We start from the raw sequence: 16,913 nt of genomic DNA on the forward strand, positions 1-16,913 counted from the left end.
CCGCGTTGACCCGCCATTTCTCTTGATTGTTTCTTGGCAACTATCCATATTTTGCAACAAGGCGATGCTATAATCGCGCGCTTATCCAGCGCCGCAACGACGCCGTTTTCATCTGACGAGACATTTTATGGTTTTCAGTTCGGCCGTTTTCCTGTTCTATTTTTTCCCTGCATTCCTGCTCCTGTATTACGTCCTGCCATGGAAAAATGCCGTCCTGCTGGTTGGCAGCCTGTTTTTCTACGCCTGGGGCGAGCCGCGCTTCGTGCCGCTGCTGCTGCTCTCGGCTTTCCTGAACTACAGCTTCGGCTGGCTGATCGCGCGCGCCGGCGGCCAGCGCAAGGTGCTGCTCGCGCTGGGCATCGGCCTGAACCTGGCGATGCTGGGCTATTACAAATACCTGGGCTTTTTCGCCGGCATCCTGAACGCCATCGGCCTGCGCGAAGGCGCGCTGCCGGCCATCGTGCTGCCGCTGGGGATTTCGTTTTTCGTGTTCCAGGGCATTTCCTACCTGATCGACGTGTATCGCCGCGACATCAGCGCGCAAAGCAGCTTCCTGCGCTTTGCCATGTACAAGGCCATGTTCCCGCAACTGATCGCCGGCCCGATCGTGCGCTACCGCCAGATCGCCCACGAAGTCGACCAGCGCTCGCTGACCAATGAACGGATCTGGATGGGTTTCCGCCTGTTCGTGCTGGGCCTGGCGCAAAAAGTGCTGATCTCCAACTACGTAGCCTTGCCGGCCGACCAGCTGTTCGCGGTCGATCCGTCCCGGCTCGACGCCCCCGGCGCCTGGGTCGGCATCGCCTGCTACACGATCCAGATCCTGTTCGACTTCGCCGGCTACTCGAACATGGCGATCGGCATCGGCCACATGCTCGGCTTTAGCTATCCGCCCAACTTCAACCGCCCGTATTCGGCCACCTCGATCACCGACTTCTGGCGCCGCTGGCACATCAGCCTGTCGAGCTGGTTTCGCGATTACGTCTACATTCCGCTGGGCGGCAACCGGGTTTCGCCAGTGCGCACTTACGTCAACCTGGCGCTGGTGTTCTTCCTGTGCGGCCTGTGGCACGGCGCGGCCTGGACCTTCGTAATCTGGGGCCTGTGGCACGGCGCCCTGCTGGTGCTCGAACGCCTCGGCGGCGCGGCCCTGCTGGCGCGCCTGCCGGGCGTGGTGGCGCAAGCCTGGACCATGCTGTGCGTGATGATCGGCTGGGTGTTCTTCCGCGCCGACAACGTGCCGTACGCGCTCAAGTACCTGGGCAGCATGTTCGGCGGCTACGATGGCCTGGTCGACGCCCATCCGTGGCGCCACAACATGACCACCACCGCCACCATCGTACTGGTCATCGGCATCGTGCTCGCCTGCTGGCGTTTGCGCGCCGCACCGGGCGAGAAGCTCGAAGCTAAGGCGGTCCCGGCCATCGTCGCTCCGCGCAGCGGCGTGCTGGCCAACAGCGCCAGCGTGCTGGCGACGGCCGTGCTGGGGCTGCTGTGCATCAGCAGCCTGGCGGGCGGGACCTACAATCCGTTTATCTACTTCAGGTTCTGACATGGGCTCGACGATGCTCGCACAGGTGGGCCGGCACACGGCCAAAATCTGCATTATTTTCATGCTGGCGGTGCCGGCGCTGATGTCGATCAAGGCCACCCGCAGGCCGGACGACCCCAACCTGACGGCGCTGCCGGCGCGTCCCCATACGTTCCAGCAACTGGTGGAGATGCCGCCCAAGGTCACGGCCTGGGTGAGCGATCACTTCGGCTTTCGCCGCCAGTTCATCATGGCCGACAACATCATGCGCTTTTACCTGTTCCACGAGTTTCCGTCGGTTCAGCTGGCCTACGGCCAGAACGGGCGCTACTTCATGGCCGCGCATGCCAAGACCGTCGGCCCGTACCAGGCCATGACGACCGTATGCGGCAAGGGCAAGGCCAACGCCAGCACGATTCCCTACCTGAACAAGCTGTTTACCACGTTCCACGCGGCCGGCATGGACCCCAAATTGCTGGTGGTGGCGTCGTCTCCGGCGGTCTATCCGGAAGATGTGCCGGCCGACCTGGTCGAGGAATGCACCAGCACCGACACGCCCCCCGCGCGTGTGCTGGCCTCGCCCGAGCTGTTGCCGCAAGCGCGCAAGTCGATCCTGTATCCGCTCAACGAGATGCGCGAGATCAGGAAAACGGCGACCCTGTTCCCCAAGACCTGGTTCCACTGGAACGGCGAGGGCATCGACCAGGTCGCGCGCCTGACCTTGAGCCACTTCTTCCAGACCCCGCTGGACCAGCCGCCGCTGAAGGTGCGCACCTACATGGGCCACTCGGACCTCGGGCACATGGTCATCGGCGTCAAACTCGACACCGAATTGACCGAGCCGGACCATGGCGCGTCGGGCATCAAGGCTTGCTACGGCGCCGACTGCTACCCGGAGATGCCGGGCGTGGCGCGCGTGCTGGGCGACGTCAGCCGCTTCCACAACCCGAACGCGCCCAAGCGCCGCCTGCTGGTCATTTCCGATTCCTTCGGCGCCAAGCTGGCGCAGTGGAATGCGCGCTATTACGGCGAGGTCGAGCATTTCTGCACGACCCACACCTACGAGCTCAACCCGCAGCAGGTCGCATCGATGAAGTCGTATATTTACCGTGACCGGGAAAATACCGACATCCTGTTCGTGTATCACGACGGCGGCGCCATGTACGACGTGCTGCTGCTCGGGACCCAGGGAATCCTGCCGGGCCCGGCAGCACCCAAACCCTGAGGCAGCGCGCTGGACGTGTGATACTTCCCCACGCCTGCCGGGCGGCATGCCCCCGGCGCGCCGCCGTTGTTTCAATGTGACGAGACATCATGGTTTTCAGTTCAGCCGTTTTCCTGTTTTACTTTTTCCCCGGCTTCTTGCTGCTGTATTACGTTTTACCTTGGAGAAATGCCGTCCTGCTGATCGGCAGCCTGGTGTTCTATGCCTGGGGCGAGCCGCGCTTCGTGCCGCTATTGTTGCTGTCGGCATTGCTCAACTATAGTTTCGGCTGCCTGATCGCACGCGCCGCCGGGAGCCGCAAGGCCCTGCTCGGACTGGGAATCGGGCTGAACCTGGTGATGCTGGGCTATTACAAATACCTGGGCTTTTTCGCCGGCATCCTGAACGCCATCGGCCTGCGCGAAGGCGCGCTGCCGGCCATCGTGCTGCCGCTGGGGATCTCTTTTTTCGTGTTCCAGGGCATTTCCTACCTGATCGACGTGTACCGCCGCGACATCGGCGTGCAAACCAGCTTGCTGCGCTTTGCCATGTACAAGGCCATGTTCCCGCAACTGATCGCCGGCCCCATCGTGCGCTACCGCCAGATCGCCGGTGAAGTCGAGCAGCGCAGCATCACCAATGCGCGCCTGTGGATGGGGTGTCGCCTGTTCGTGCTGGGCCTGGCGCAGAAGGTGCTGATCGCCAATTCGGTGGCGCTGGGCGCCGACAACGTCTTCGCCAACGACCCCGCCCAGCTGGATGCGGCCGCGGCCTGGGTCGGCATCGCCTGCTACACCATCCAGATCCTGTTCGACTTCGCCGGCTACTCGAACATGGCGATCGGCATCGGCCACATGCTCGGCTTTAGCTATCCGCCCAACTTCAACCGCCCGTATTCGGCCACCTCGATCACCGACTTCTGGCGCCGCTGGCACATCAGCCTGTCGAGCTGGTTTCGCGATTACGTCTACATTCCGCTGGGCGGCAACCGGGTTTCGCCAGTGCGCACTTACGTCAACCTGGCGCTGGTGTTCTTCCTGTGCGGACTGTGGCACGGCGCGGCCTGGACCTTCGTGATCTGGGGCCTGTGGCACGGCGCCCTGCTGGTGCTCGAACGCCTCGGCGGCACGGCCCTGCTGGCGCGCCTGCCGGGCGTGGTGGCGCAAGCCTGGACCATGCTGTGCGTGATGATCGGCTGGGTGTTCTTTCGTGCCGACAACGTGCCGTATGCGCTCAAGTACCTGGGCGTCATGTTCGGCGGCCACGACGCTGAAACCTATTTTCGTCCATACCGCATGGATGTCGGCAGCAGCGCGCTGCTGGCGCTGGCCGTGGGGACGGTGCTGGCCTGCTGGCGCTGGCGCAGCGCGCATCCCGCACAGGAGGGCGCCACGTCCGATGCGGCTGCGGGCGTGCTGGTGCATGCCGGCCATGCCGCGCTGACCGCCGCGCTGGCGCTGCTGTGCATCGCCAGTCTGGCGGCCGGCACCTACAATCCCTTCATCTATTACCGCTTCTGATATGCGCAACCCTGTTTTCGCCATGTTGGGACGCAATGCCGGCAAGATCGCGCTGGTGGCCCTGCTCGCGCTGCCGGGACTGATCTCGGTGTACGACGCCGTCACCAAGCCGGCCGACCCCAACCCCAACCGCAAGCCGTTGCCGCCGGTTCCGGCCGGCATCGCCGAGCTGCTGGAGACGCCGCCCCTGCTCGACGCCTGGATCAACGACCATTTCGGCTACCGGCTTCCCTTGCTCCAGTACAATAACCGCCTGCGCTTCAAGCTGTTCCGCGAGTTTCCTACGGTGCAGATGGCGGCCGGGCGCCACGGCCGCTATTTTCTCTCGGCCCATAACACCAGCATGCAGCCGTACCAGGCCTTGACCACCGTCTGCAGCCGGGCCACGGCGGACCAGGCCACCGTGGCGCACCTGAACCGCCTGTTCCGCGCCTTTCACGGCGCCGGCCTGGACCCGAAACTGCTGGTGGTGCCCTCGGCCCCGCAGGTCTATCCGGAAGACGTGCCGCGCTTTCTCGAGAGCGAATGCGGCAGCGAGGTCAATCCGATCGACGACATGATCAAGTCGCCGCGGATCGAGCGGACGGCGGCCGCCGCCATGTTCTATCCATTGAGGGAAATGCGCGAGATCAAGAAGAGCGCCTTGCTGTTTCCTAAGACCTGGTTCCACTGGACCGGAGACGGGCTCGACCAGGTAGCGCGCCTGTCCCTGACCCATTTCTGGCAGCGTCCGCTCGACCAGGCGCCCGCGCTGGCGCAGAACAGGCGGATCCAGCGGGCCGACGTGTCGCACCTGTTCGACGGCGTCCTGCTGGAAAGCGAAACCATCGAGCCGGACCTGGAAAAATCCGGCGTGAAAGGCTGCTGGGGCGCCGCGTGCTACCCCGAGATTGCCGACATCGCGGCGATCCTGCGCGACGTCAGCCGCTTTGACAATCCCAGGGCGCCGCAGCGGCGCCTGCTGATCGTGTCGGACTCGTTCGGCTCGAAAGTGTCGGCCTGGTACGCGCGCTACTATGCCCGCGTGGAGCAGTTCGCCACCAATGACGTGGGCCGGCTCTCGCCCGCCCAGCTCGAGGCGTTCAAGGCCTATATGTACCGCGAGCGCGCCGGCACCGACATCCTGTTCCTGTATCACGATGGCGGCGTCCTGAACAACGTGCTGCGCTTCGGGACCGAGCCGCTGTTGCCGGCGCCGTTGCCGAAGGCTTAGGATTTTCCTGGCGCGGCCGGGTTCCACGGCACGTCGCCGCCGCGCCCGTCGAGCACCGCCAGCAGCTGGCCGGCGTTGTCGCGCCAGGTGATCCACGGCATGCCGGCCGAATCGGGCTCGGTGCCGGCGCTGCGCTGGGCCAGCCAGGTGCGCAGCGCCTGCGCCAGCTCGGTCCCGTGCATCCCGCTGAAGTAAGCCGCGTGCGTGCCGGCCACCTCGCGAAACACCGGCAGGTCGCGCGCCAGCAGCGGCAAGCCGTAGCGCGCCGCTTCGATCAGCGGCAGGCCGAAACCTTCGCCCTCGCTCGGCACCAGCAGGCAGGAACTGGACTGGTACAGCGCCAGCAGTTCGGCGTCGCCGATCCCTTGCAGCCATTCCAGGCGCTTGCCCAGTTCCGGGTGGCCGCGCAGGCGCTCGACGATGCGCGGTATGGTGCGCCGCGCCGCTGCCGGCAATGGGGTCCAGCCTTCCGCGCCGACGATCACCAGGCGCGCCTCGACGCCTTCGCGCCACAGCACCTCGAACGCGTCGAGCGCCTGCAGGTGGCCCTTGCGCGGCTCGATCGTGCCGACCATCAGGAAGGTGGCCGGACCGTCGCGCCGTGCGCTGGCGCTGACCGCGGGCGCTGCCGGCGCCTGCGGCGCGCCGAAATCGGCGCCGTGGTGCAGCACCGCCAGCTTGAGCGGGCCGCGCAAGTCGAGGCGCGCCCCGGCCTGCGCCAGCCAGTCCTGCAATTGGCTCCTGACCGCGCCTGAAATGCACAGCAGGCGGTCGGCATTGGCCGCGATGCAGGCCAAAAAGGCTTCATGGCCAGCGTCCGCGCCTTCCGGGAAGAATTCGGGACGCAGTACCGGCAGCAGGTCGTGGATCAGGAAGGTGACTTCGACCCCGCGCGCGCGCCAGAGCGCGAACAGGCCTTCGCGCGCCGCCGCCAGCACCGCGCCGGGCGCATAGTCGGCGCAGTAGAAACGGTCGCCCGCATTGACTTCCACCGCTTCATCGGACGGCAGCGGCGAATCGATGCCATACAGGGTGCGCGCGTACTCGCGCGCATAGCGGTATTCGATGCGGCCATTGTGCTCGGCCAGGTAGACCGGCTCGATGCGCAGGCTCGGTTCAAGGCGCGCCAGCAGTTCGGTCAACTGCATCCGCACCACCCGTTCGATGCCGGTGTTGAGGCCATGGCGCGCAGTCGAGGTGACGTCGACCAGCAACTGGCGCGGCGCCAGCGCCTCGGGCGCGGCGGCGATGCACTGGGCGCTCATGCGTACCAGCGCGTCGTCGTGATGCAGCGCCGGCTGGGCCGCCAGTGCGCACATCAAAGCGGCGCGCGACCCCGGCGCGCCGGCATAGGCCTCTTCGATGGCCACCGCGTACAGGGCGGCGCAATGGGCCGGGCTGTGCACCGTGTGCAGCAGTTCGCGGGCGCGCCGGCCCAGCGCGGCGCGCCGCGCCGGGTCGGCGTGCAAGCCTTCCAGCGCCTCGCGCAGCTGGTCCTGGGTGAACAGGTCGGGCAGGCCCCACACCGCGTCCGGCGCCAGTTCGGCCATCGAGCCGTTGGCGTTGACGATGGTCGGCAAACCGTAATTGAGGCAGTCCAGCACCGCGGCCGAGGTTTCGCCGCGCGACTGGCAGCGCAGCTGCACGCCGACATCGGCCGCGTGCAGGTACTGCTGGTAGACCGCTTCGTCGGTCCATCCGGCCACGCGCAGGCGTTTGCCGCCGGCGGACAAGGTGGCGGCGATCCGCTTGCCGTACTCGCCGCCGTCGTTTTCGCCGACCAGCACCAGTTCGCAGCGCGGGTCGCGGTGCAGGCTGGAGTCGATCCAGGCGTCCAGCAATTCCTGGGTATGCTTGGTGTTGGCCACAAAGCCGAAACTGCACACCAGGAACACGTCGTCGGGGATGCCCAGCGCGCGCCGGGCGCTGGCCCGGTCGCCCGGCGCGGGCAGGGCGCGCGGCAGCGGCACCACGCTCCAGTCGCCCGCCGCCAGCGGTCCGTACCAGTGGCGCGCCAGGGTGCGCGCATGGTCGGAATGGACCACCACCCGGCGCGCCTGCTGCAGCACGGCCAGGTTGCACGGATATAGGCTGCGCGTTTCCAGCGCGCGCTCGACCTTCAGGCCGGCCAGCAGCGCGGCCATGCCGTGCGAGTGGAACAGGGCGTCGGTCCAGGCGTTGGGAATGCCGCCGGCCAGCTGCTCGTAGGCCAGCACGCTGCTGATGAAGAAGTCGTGCAGCACCACCACGCCGGGATGGCGCGCCAGCATGCCGAACATGTGGCTGTGATACGGGCTGTTGCCGAACTGGTAGACGATGCGCTCGAACTGGCCGGCGTTCTGCTCGAACCAGGCCAGGTCGCGCTGGGGCAGGGCGGCCAGCGCCTCCGGCAGCACCACTTTGGGCTGATGCACGATCAGGTCGATCTCGTAATGCGCCATCATGGCCGGCAGCACTTGCGCGGCGTAGTCGGCGATGCCGGTGCGCTCGGGCGGCAGCGGCGAGACGAACGCCAGGCGCGGACGCCGGGCCGGCGCGCCGGCCGTTGCATCGGCCACGGGGGTGGCCACGGCGTTGGCCACTGCCACGGGCGCCAGCGGCGCGCCGAAACGCAGCTCGATCGCGCGCAGGGCCTTGCGCGCGCTCTCGTCCCACGAAAAGCGCCTGGCCTGGGCGCGCCCGTGCGCGCGCAGGCGTTCGCGCAGGGCCGGGTCTTGCAGCACCTGGCCGATTTTCTCGGCGATCGATTGCGGGCGGTCGGCGTCGAACAGCGCCTCCTCGCAGCCCACCACTTCGGGAATGCTGGTGTTGTTGGCGCCGATGACGATCGCGCCGCAGGCCATCGCTTCGAGCGCCGGCAGGCCGAAGCCTTCGTGGCGCGACGGGAAAATGAACAGGTCGGTGATACGGTACAGGGCAATCAGGTCGGCGTCGCTGACATAGCCGGTCAGGATCAGGTGATCCTTTTCCATGCCGCGCTTGGCCGCGTGGGCCAGCAGGTCGGCGCGGTCGCGCTCACCGAGTTTGCTGGCGATGAGCAGCTGGTGACTGTCGCGCAGGGCCGGCGGCAGCAGGCAGTAGGCGGTGATCAGGCCATCGATGTTCTTGCGCGCGTCGAAGCCGCCCGGCGCATACATCAGTAAGCCACGGTTGATGCCGAAGCGGGCCCGCAGTTCACTTTCCTGTTCGGCCACCTGTTCCGGCGTCTGCGTGTCGTCGGGACAAAAGGTGTCGTCGACCGCGGTGGAGATGGCGTGCACCGAGTCCGGCGCCAGCGCCAGCGCGTCGATCGCTTCCTGGCGCGAGTAGTCGGAAATGGCCAGCAGCAGGCCGGCGCTGCGCAGCGAGGCGATCTTGCGCTCGTAATACACGCGCTGGATGGCGCTGCCGAGGTAAGCCTCGGGATTCAAGAACGGAATCAGGTCGTACAGCACCACCGCCGTGCGCTCGGCGCCGGCGAAGGCGCCGACCGAGACCACGGCGTCGTCGACGAAGCCTTCGAACAGGCTGGTGACCAGCACCGCGTCCGGGCGCAGCTGGGCGATGTAGTGTTCGCGCGTCAGTTCGGCGGCACGCGCGCGGCCGCTGTTGCCCGCTTCGATTTCGGCCACCGGACCGGGGATGTCGAACACGCGGATCCGTTCGGGCGGCACCAGGCCGGCGAAGCTGCGCCGCAGGTCGATGATCGAGGCGCCCAGGGCGCCGTTGAGGACCAGCCAGATCTCGTGCTGGCCGGCGTTGCGCGCCACGCCGAGGGCCAGGGCCAGCGAGTAGCGGCCGATGCCGCGAAAGCGGCTTTCCGACTGGGCGCCCTGGAGGTCGATCACAATGCGCATCAGTTCTTCCTTGAGTCGATAGCTTGTTTGAGTTCTTGGTAGATGCGCTGCGCGCGCGGCGTCAGGTCGTCCAGGCTGGCGCTGGGCGGGAATGGCGCGGCGGGCGGCGGCGGCGGCGGCGGGTTGTTGCCGCGCCTGAGCACACCGTACAGGCGCGCGTGCAGGCCGGGAAAGCGGCGCAGCATGGCCAGCGCGGTGCGCTTGGCGCGCGGACGGCGCAGCAGGGCGCGCATCAGGGCCAGCAGCGGCGGCGTGAAACGGCGCTTGATGCCGGGTACGATGCGGCCGTCGCGGGCGGCGTTGCGCAGGCGGTAAACGTAGCCGGTGACCATGCGCAGCGGCGCGGTGACGCGCCACGAGGTGCTGTCCAACAGTTCTTCGACGCGCCGCTGGTGCTGGGCGGCGCGTTCCTCGGCCGCGCCGGTGCGCTGGGCCAGCGCATTGAGGCTGTCCTGGAAGGCGGCGGCCTGGGTTTGCAGCGCCAGGTGCGCCAGTTGCGCTTGCTGCTCGCGTTGTTCCTGTTCTCGCTGTTGCAGCCGCAGTTGTGCGGCGCCCGCGTGCAAGGCATGCAGCTGCGGCTCGACCGCGTCGTGGCGCAGGCGATTGTTCTCGACGCCCTCGGCGACGCGCGCCAGGCCCTTGTGCAGGGTGTCGAAGTTGGCGCTGTCGGCCTGCTCGCGCCGGCCGACGCGGTCGCCCAGCCGTCCCAGCGCCTGGTGCAGTTCGGCGCGGCGGCCGCTGTCCTGTTCCTCGAAGCGCAGCGCCAGGTCGGACAGGGAAATGCCGTAGCTGGCCGCGAACGGCGCGCCGAACGGCGCCAGTACCTCCGGCGGCGCGTCTTTTTGGCCGACCACCGCGTAATCGGGGCTGACCCCGTCGAGCACGTCGATCAGGCCGATCGGATGGCCTTCGTGCAGCTGTTTGGCTTCCTGCAGGCGCAGCACCTTCTGGCGCGCATAGCCGGCAAAGCCGACCACGAAGTCGAGCAGCGGCGGCGGAATCGGACGCAGGTGCGAGGGGTCCATGTAGAAGCTGGACGCGCCCACCACCAGGTTTTCGGGATTCGGCGTTTCCATCACCAGGAGGCCGCCCGGCAGCAGCACGCGGCGCGCTTCGCGGATCAGGTCCTGCACCATCTCGAAGGGAATGTGCTCGACCAGGTGGAAGGCCGAGACCATGGCCACGCTGGAGTCAGGCGTGGCGCGCAGGGCCGAGAGGGCGTCGGTCAGCTCGACCTGCAGGCCGCGTTCGCGGCAGGCCGCCAGCATGCCGTCGTCGAGGTCGACGCCGAAGCTCTGGAAGCCTTGCTCGCCCAGCAGTTCGAGCCATTCGCCGCGCCCGCAGCCCAGGTCGAGCACCCTGGCGCCCGGATAGAGTGCGGCCAGCGGGGCATAAAACGGGGCGTACGCCGCCAGGCGCGATTTGATCAGGTCGCGCGAACCGCGGTAGCGGTCCTCAAAAGCGCGGTAAAAATTGTCGCTCATCGCAGGATCTCCACGCGCGGCTCAAGCCAGTTGGTGCCGACAAAGTACTTGCGGTTCATGTTCATGACGATGAACAGGAAGGCCAGGTCGCGCCACTCGTAGTTGCCGCCCAAATGGGTTTCGGCGCTGGTCAGCGCGGTGGTGAGCGAATAGCTGCCTTCGCCCAGGTTGAGCGGGAAGGCGAAGCGGAAGGTGATCTCTTCGCCGGCCGCCACGTCGTCGAGCACCATATCCATGTGGTGGGTATTGGTGCCGTACATCTGCTGGCCGAGGCGGTCCTTGATCATGTAGCCGAGCACCAGGCGCGACACCGGCTGATGCACTTTGACCTCAATGCTCAGGGTGACGGCGGCGCCGACGTTGACCGTCTCGAGCGCGCGTCCGGCCTCGTCCTCCAGGGTGATGCGGGTCACGCTCGCTTCGCCGGTGCCGGAACTGGTCTGGGTGCGGCCCGCTTCGGTGACCACCTGCTCGACCCCGGCGCCATCGCGCGAGGCGATCAGGGCGTTGTAGTAGTCCATCACCTGTTCCGGGCTGCCCTGCGAGGCCAGGCGGCCGCCGTCGAGCAGCAGGGCGCGTTCGCAGATCGACTGGATCGCGGCGCGGTCGTGGCTGACGATCAGCAAGGTGGTGCCGAGCTTCTGGAACTGGCGGATCCGTTCGAAACTCTTGTGCTGGAAGTAGGCGTCGCCGACCGACAGCGCTTCGTCCACGATCAGCACGTCGGGCCGCTTGACGGTGGCCACGCTGAAGGCCAGGCGCATCTGCATGCCCGAGGAGTACACCCGCACCGGCTGGTCGATGTACTCGCCGATGTCGGCAAAGGCTTCGATTTCGGGCATCAGGGCGCTGATTTCATCGACGGTCAAGCCGATCAGCTGGCCGGCCATGAAGCAGTTCTGGCGGCCGCTGAAATCGGGATGGAAACCCATGCCCAGTTCGAGCAGGGCCGCCACGCGGCCGGTGATCTGGACGCTGCCGGTGGTCGGCGTGGTGGTGCCGGTGATCAGTTTCAACAGGGTGCTCTTGCCGGCCCCGTTGATGCCGATGATGCCGACCGCTTCGCCTGGCGCCAGCTGGAAGCTGACATCCTGGATCACCCATTTGAGGCGGTGGCGCTGGCCGAGGAAGGGCAGGACCCATTCCACCAGCCGGCCCCAGCGGTTACCGTATTGTTTGTAGGCCTTGCCCAGTTGGTTGACGCGTATGGTACCCATCAGAGTTCATCCACCATTTCGCCGGAGCGCTTGCGGAACAGTAAAAGACCCATCACGCAGCACAGCACGGTGAGGATGGCGATCGGCAGCATGCCGGCCCAGTCCGGCGCGCGGCCGTGCACCAGGATGGTCTGGTAGGCGCCGATCACGGCGGCCATGGGATTGAAGACGAGCAGCTCGCGCACCGCTTTCGGCAAGGCCGTGGCCGGGTACACGATGGGGGTGAACCAGAACCAGAATTGCAGCAGGATGCCGAAGAACTGGCCGACGTCGCGGAAGAACACGTTGAGCACGCCGAGCACCATGCCCAGCCCGATCGAAAACAGGATCTGCAGCGCCAGCACCGGGAACAGCAGCAGGTAGACCGCGCCCGGAAAGTGGCCGGACCAGACCAGGAAGGCGGTAAACAGGCCGAAGATGATGGCGAAGTTGACGCAGGCGTTGAGCACCACGATGATCGGCAGGCAGATGCGTGGAAATTGCAGCTTCTTGATCAGGTTGGCGTTTTCGATGAACACCGTCTGGGCGCGCGTAGTGATTTCGGCGAACAGGCCCCAGGTGAGCGCCCCGGCGCACAGGTAGATGCTGTAGGCGAAGGTCGAATTGACCCCTTGCAGGCGGCTGCCCATGACTTCGGAAAAGATCACGGTGTAGACGGTGATCATGGCCAGCGGATTGAGCACGGTCCAGAGCGCGCCGAACAGGGAATTGCGGTACTTGGACTGGAATTCGCGCTTGACGCTGCCGAGCACGAAGCCGCGGTAGCGCCAGACACCGCGGAACATCGATAGCGAGATCATGCGCGCGCGGCGCGGTGCGCGTGGTCTCTGGTGGAAAGCGCAGGCGCACGGGCGGCGAACGGCAAGGTCATGGTGTGGGTCGTTTTATCAGGCATATGGGAAATCACAGCTCGCGCCGGGTCTTGCCGGGGCTGCGGGGCGGAAGATTATAGCATGCAGCTTTTGCGCCACAACGGCGCAAAAAACACGGCGTGAGCCGCCATGACGGAAGGGGCGGCCGCACGGGCGTGCGCCGCCGTGTCGAAGCGCCGGGCAGCTTGCGCGCTGCCCGGCCCGCGCCTCAGACGATAAAGTCCCACTGCAGCGGCGCCACCACATGCGCCGCGATTTCCGGTGAACGCAGGAACTGGTCGGCCACATGCTCCAGGCTCACCCCTTGCTCCATGGCCGCGCGCCAGAAGGCCAGCCCGGGCGCATCGCTCTGGCGCCCGAAGATGTTCTGGTAGAGCAGCTCGAGGTCGTGCGCGATGAAGCCGTTGAAGGGCGCCTTGTTCACCAGCTGCGCCTCGGGCGAACTGATGATTTCCAGCGCAATGTGGCCCAGGCTCACGCCGTTCTTCTCGGCCTGGGACCAGAACTCGAAGCCCTGGTAGTCGGCCTGGCGTCCCAGCACGCTTTTGTACAGTCCGGCCAGTGCGCTCTGTTCGCTGCGCTGCTCGAGCACGATGGTGGTGTCGGAAAACACCAGGGCTTCCAGATTGATCGCCAGCGCCGTGCGCTGCGGCTGGTCCTTGGGCGTGATGGTCACGTACGCTTCGTGGCGTGCGATGGTGTAGTCGCTGCTGTTACCGATAAAAAATCCGCTATCCGCATCGAGTCCGCCATGCAGGATGGTCGGCGCCGGCGCGGGCGCCGCTTCGGCCGCCGCCGCCCTGGTGGCGCTGCCCGGCGCCCAGGCCAGGCGCAGGCTGTCGCCGCCGCCGCCGGCAAACACGTAGGCGGTATCGGCCGCGCTGGTAAACGCCTGGCTGGCGGCGTCGCCGGTCAGGATCTGGCCGTCGGTATTGCCGCTGACACTGGCGGCGCCGACGATGGCGGCGAAATTGACCGCATTGAGCACGATCTGGCTGCCGGGCGCCAGGCCGGTGGCGTCCACCACCAGCGCCGTGGCCTGGGTCGCGCTGCTGGTGCCGGTCAGGGTCAGGGCGCCCGTTGCACTGTTGGCCGCGCCGACGGCCACGATGGTTTCGACCAGCAAGGGCAGGCTGGCGCCCAGCTTGCCCAGGAAGACCACGCCGTTGCCGGTCAGGTGAGACTGGTCGGCCGCCGGATGACTCGGCGTGGACGCCAGGATGGCCTGGATCAGGTGCTCGGTCGAATTGCCGGCAGCCTGGCTCGGGCCGCCGCTGGCAGTCAGGCCGACACCGGGTGCGAGCTGGGCCAGCAGCAGGTTGGCGCCGCTGCCGGTGGCCAGCGCGATGTCGGCCGTGCTGGCGCCGCCATTCGATTCCGCGCGCTCGCCGCTCACCACCGGAATGACGGTCCGGGTACCGTTGGCGCCTCCCGGCAGGGTCACTGCGACGGTCGACACTGGCACGCCATCGACCGTCGCCACCACCGGCACCGGTGGCGTTGGCGTGGGCGGCACCGGAATGACCGGCGGCAGCGGCGGCGCCTCGATCAACAGGCCCATGATGGGGCTGGCCGGCGACAGGTTGCCGGCCGCATCGGCCTGTTTGAGCGTGAGCGCATGATAGCCGAGCGAGAGCGGCAGGGTGGTCATGCTCCACTGGCCGCCGGCGTCGGCCAGCGCGCTTCCCAGCACCGTCACGCCATCGCCGTCGTACAAGGTCACGCTGGCATGCGGCTCGGCGCTGCCGCTCAGCAGCGGCGTGCTGACATACGTGATCTGGTCGCCGGCCGCGCCGCTGTCGCTGGCGGGCGAGAGCAGCGGCGCCGCGGGCGCGGCCGGCGCCCCGGTGTCGATCAGCAGGGTCAGGGCGGCGCCGGCGCCCGACACATTGCCGGCCTTGTCGGTCTGGCGGGCGCTGAGCGTATGGCTGCCATCGGCGAGCAGGCTGGTGCTGATGGTCCACACGCCATTTTCGTTGGCGCTGGCGCTGCCGAGCGAGGTGACGCCATCGCTGTCGAACAGCTCCACGCTTGCATACGGTTCGGCAGTGCCGCTCAGGGTCGGGGTGGCGAAGCGGGTCAGGTTGTCGCCCACGGCGCCGCTGTCGCTCTTGGGCGTGAGCACCGGTGCGCCGAGCGGCGCGGCGCCGCTGTCGATGACAACGGTCAGCGCGCCGCTGGCGGACGACACATTGCCGGCCAGGTCGGTCTGGCGCGCGGTAACGGTATGCTGGCCGGCCGCCAGGGTGCTGCTGGGGATGCTCCAGTTGCCCTTGCCGTCGGCCACGCCGGTGCCGATCAGGGTGATGCCGTCGCTATCGTACAGCCTGACTGTGGCGTCCGGTTCGGCCTGGCCCTTGAACTCGGGGGTGGCGTTGCTGGTGACGGCGTCGCTGTCGGAAACCCCGCTGTCGGTGGCGCTGGTCATCGACGGGACCGACGGCGCCAGCGCGGTATGGTCGAGCACATAGGTTTCGCCGCCGTCGTAGCCGCCGCTGATGGCCACGTTGCCGGCATTCTGGATGCCGGTGCCGCTGGCATTGAGGTCGAGGCGCACGCTGCCGTCGCCGCCGAGGCCGCCCACTGTCACGGTGTAGCTGGCGCCGTTGCCGGTGACCGAGGTGATGCCGGCCGCCGCCGTGCCGTTGGTGACCACGGTGAAGTCGCCCGCGTCGACCCCGGTCACGCTCTGGCTGAAGGTGACCGCGTAGCTGACCGCCGTGGTCGCCGCCGGGACCGCGACGGCGGCGCCGCCGGCGCGCACGATGGCGCTCACGCTCGGGGTATTGGTGACGTTGATGGTGAAGATCTGGAAGGCGTCGTTGCCGGCGGCGTCGGTCGCCTTCAGGTAGATGTGGTACGCGCCCATCGGCAGGTTCTGGCTGGCCACCAGGCCCGTGCCGGAAATACTGAACTTGGCGTTGTCGGCGTCGATGGTGCCGTTGCCGACCGCAAAGCCGTACTGCACGCTGGTGATGTCGGTCGAGGACAGCGTGGCGATCGTGCTGCCATTGGTGGCACTGCTGGCGTCGACCGAGGTGGTGCTCAGCGCCATGCCGACCGGACCGATGGTGTCGAGAATGTAGGCGAAGCCGCTGGACGCGGGCGAGATGTTGCCGGCCTTGTCGGTCTGCTTGACGGTGAGCGTATGCGGCCCCTCCACCATGTTGCTGCTGGGGATGCTCCAGCTGCCCGCACCGTTGGCGTTGGCGGTGCCGAGCAGGGTGGTGCCGTCGGTGTCGTACAGGCGTACCGTGGCGTTCGGCTCGGCCGTGCCGGTGATGGACGGGGCGGCCACATTGGTGATGCCGTCGCCGATCATGCCGCTGTCGCTGCCGGCCTGCAGCGCCAGCTGGGTCGGTGCGCTGGCGCTACTGTCGATGGTCAGGACCAGGCCGGCGCTCAGGGGCGAGGTCTCATTGGCGCCGTTGGTCTGGGTGACTTTCAGGGTGTGGCTACCGTCGCCCAGCAGGCTGCTGGTGATGCTCCAGTTGCCGCTGCCGTCGGCCGCGATGCTGCCCAGCAGGGTGGTGCCATCGGTGTCGTACAGCTTGACCGTGGCATTCGGCAGGGCGGTGCCGCTCACGGTCGGGATGCCGACATTGGTGATGCCGTCGCCGGGCGTGCCGCTGTCGCTGCCGCTGGCCAGGGTCGGCAAGGGCGGCGCGGCCGGTCCGGGCCGCCCGCCCATCACGATGGTGCTGGCGGAAAAGGTGGCGGCGTCGCTGCCGTCCAGGCCTTGCACGGCGTTGGCGTCGTTGTTGGGGGTCGGGTCGGTATAGGTAAATTCGATGATGTCGCCGGCGGTCAGGGCGTTGGCGGTGAAGGTCAGCCTGACCATTTTCGTGGCGCTGTCGATGGACAGCGCCGACACGGTGGTGCCGGTTCCGTTGATCTTGACTGAAAAGGCGCTGGTCGGCGGGGGATTGGCGGCGTCGAGCGCGATGCTGTAAAACAAGCTGAAAAAGTTTTCAGCGATATAGCCATTCGCGCTGTCATAGGTCGGTTGAGGCATTGAACGGACTCCTTGCTGGTG

9 protein-coding genes are annotated in these 16,913 nt (G+C 67.2%); 4 read left to right on the top strand and 5 right to left on the bottom strand.

Annotated elements, in window-relative coordinates; genetic code table 11:
* The first annotated feature begins 127 nt into the window (after positions 1 to 127).
* From F1609_RS02165 to F1609_RS02180, 4 genes are all read left to right on the top strand, one after another.
* Positions 128 to 1,552: an MBOAT family O-acyltransferase gene (locus F1609_RS02165; RefSeq protein WP_167074200.1), complete on the top strand. Its 1,425-nt coding sequence runs from the start codon at positions 128 to 130 to the stop codon at positions 1,550 to 1,552.
* Between the two features lies 1 nt (position 1,553).
* A complete protein-coding gene (locus tag F1609_RS02170; protein ID WP_167074202.1) occupies positions 1,554 to 2,756 on the top strand; it encodes a hypothetical protein in 1,203 nt (400 codons plus the stop codon).
* A gap of 89 nt (positions 2,757 to 2,845) precedes the next feature.
* A complete protein-coding gene (locus F1609_RS02175; protein ID WP_167074204.1) occupies positions 2,846 to 4,255 on the top strand; it encodes an MBOAT family O-acyltransferase in 1,410 nt (469 codons plus the stop codon).
* A 1-nt stretch (position 4,256) separates the two neighbouring features.
* Complete coding sequence (locus tag F1609_RS02180; protein WP_167074206.1) at positions 4,257 to 5,468, top strand: alginate O-acetyltransferase AlgX-related protein; 1,212 nt, start codon at positions 4,257 to 4,259, stop codon at positions 5,466 to 5,468.
* Here F1609_RS02180 and F1609_RS02185 read toward each other — a convergent pair.
* The 5 genes from F1609_RS02185 to F1609_RS02205 form a co-directional block, all read right to left on the bottom strand.
* Complete coding sequence (locus F1609_RS02185) at positions 5,465 to 9,304, bottom strand: glycosyltransferase (protein ID WP_167074208.1); 3,840 nt, start codon at positions 9,302 to 9,304, stop codon at positions 5,465 to 5,467. The two genes, F1609_RS02180 and F1609_RS02185, sit on opposite strands and share 4 nt — an antisense overlap.
* Positions 9,304 to 10,788: a class I SAM-dependent methyltransferase gene (locus tag F1609_RS02190; protein WP_167074210.1), complete on the bottom strand. Its 1,485-nt coding sequence runs from the start codon at positions 10,786 to 10,788 to the stop codon at positions 9,304 to 9,306. Before F1609_RS02190 ends, F1609_RS02185 begins: the two co-directional genes overlap by 1 nt.
* Positions 10,785 to 12,005, bottom strand: coding sequence for an ABC transporter ATP-binding protein (locus F1609_RS02195; protein ID WP_167074212.1), 1,221 nt, complete (start codon positions 12,003 to 12,005; stop codon positions 10,785 to 10,787). The genes F1609_RS02190 and F1609_RS02195 overlap by 4 nt, the downstream gene beginning before the upstream one ends.
* On the bottom strand, positions 12,005 to 12,805 hold the full coding sequence (locus tag F1609_RS02200) for an ABC transporter permease (protein ID WP_279401140.1): 801 nt from the start codon (positions 12,803 to 12,805) through the stop codon (positions 12,005 to 12,007). Before F1609_RS02200 ends, F1609_RS02195 begins: the two co-directional genes overlap by 1 nt.
* Positions 12,806 to 13,085: 280 nt before the next feature.
* Entirely contained in the window at positions 13,086 to 16,892 is a 3,807-nt protein-coding gene (locus F1609_RS02205; protein WP_167074214.1) for an Ig-like domain-containing protein, read from the bottom strand.
* Positions 16,893 to 16,913: the final 21 nt, after the last annotated feature.

Source organism: Massilia aquatica (genome assembly GCF_011682045.1).
Lineage (GTDB): Bacteria > Pseudomonadota > Gammaproteobacteria > Burkholderiales > Burkholderiaceae_D > Telluria_A > Telluria_A aquatica.

Coding starts and splice junctions, on each gene's coding strand:
- F1609_RS02165 (WP_167074200.1), top strand. CDS start 128: ATGGTTTTCAGTTCGGCCGTTTTCCTGTTCTATTTTTTCCCTGCATTC.
- F1609_RS02170 (WP_167074202.1), top strand. CDS start 1,554: ATGGGCTCGACGATGCTCGCACAGGTGGGCCGGCACACGGCCAAAATC.
- F1609_RS02175 (WP_167074204.1), top strand. CDS start 2,846: ATGGTTTTCAGTTCAGCCGTTTTCCTGTTTTACTTTTTCCCCGGCTTC.
- F1609_RS02180 (WP_167074206.1), top strand. CDS start 4,257: ATGCGCAACCCTGTTTTCGCCATGTTGGGACGCAATGCCGGCAAGATC.
- F1609_RS02185 (WP_167074208.1), bottom strand. CDS start 9,304: ATGCGCATTGTGATCGACCTCCAGGGCGCCCAGTCGGAAAGCCGCTTT.
- F1609_RS02190 (WP_167074210.1), bottom strand. CDS start 10,788: ATGAGCGACAATTTTTACCGCGCTTTTGAGGACCGCTACCGCGGTTCG.
- F1609_RS02195 (WP_167074212.1), bottom strand. CDS start 12,005: ATGGGTACCATACGCGTCAACCAACTGGGCAAGGCCTACAAACAATAC.
- F1609_RS02200 (WP_279401140.1), bottom strand. CDS start 12,805: ATGATCTCGCTATCGATGTTCCGCGGTGTCTGGCGCTACCGCGGCTTC.
- F1609_RS02205 (WP_167074214.1), bottom strand. CDS start 16,892: ATGCCTCAACCGACCTATGACAGCGCGAATGGCTATATCGCTGAAAAC.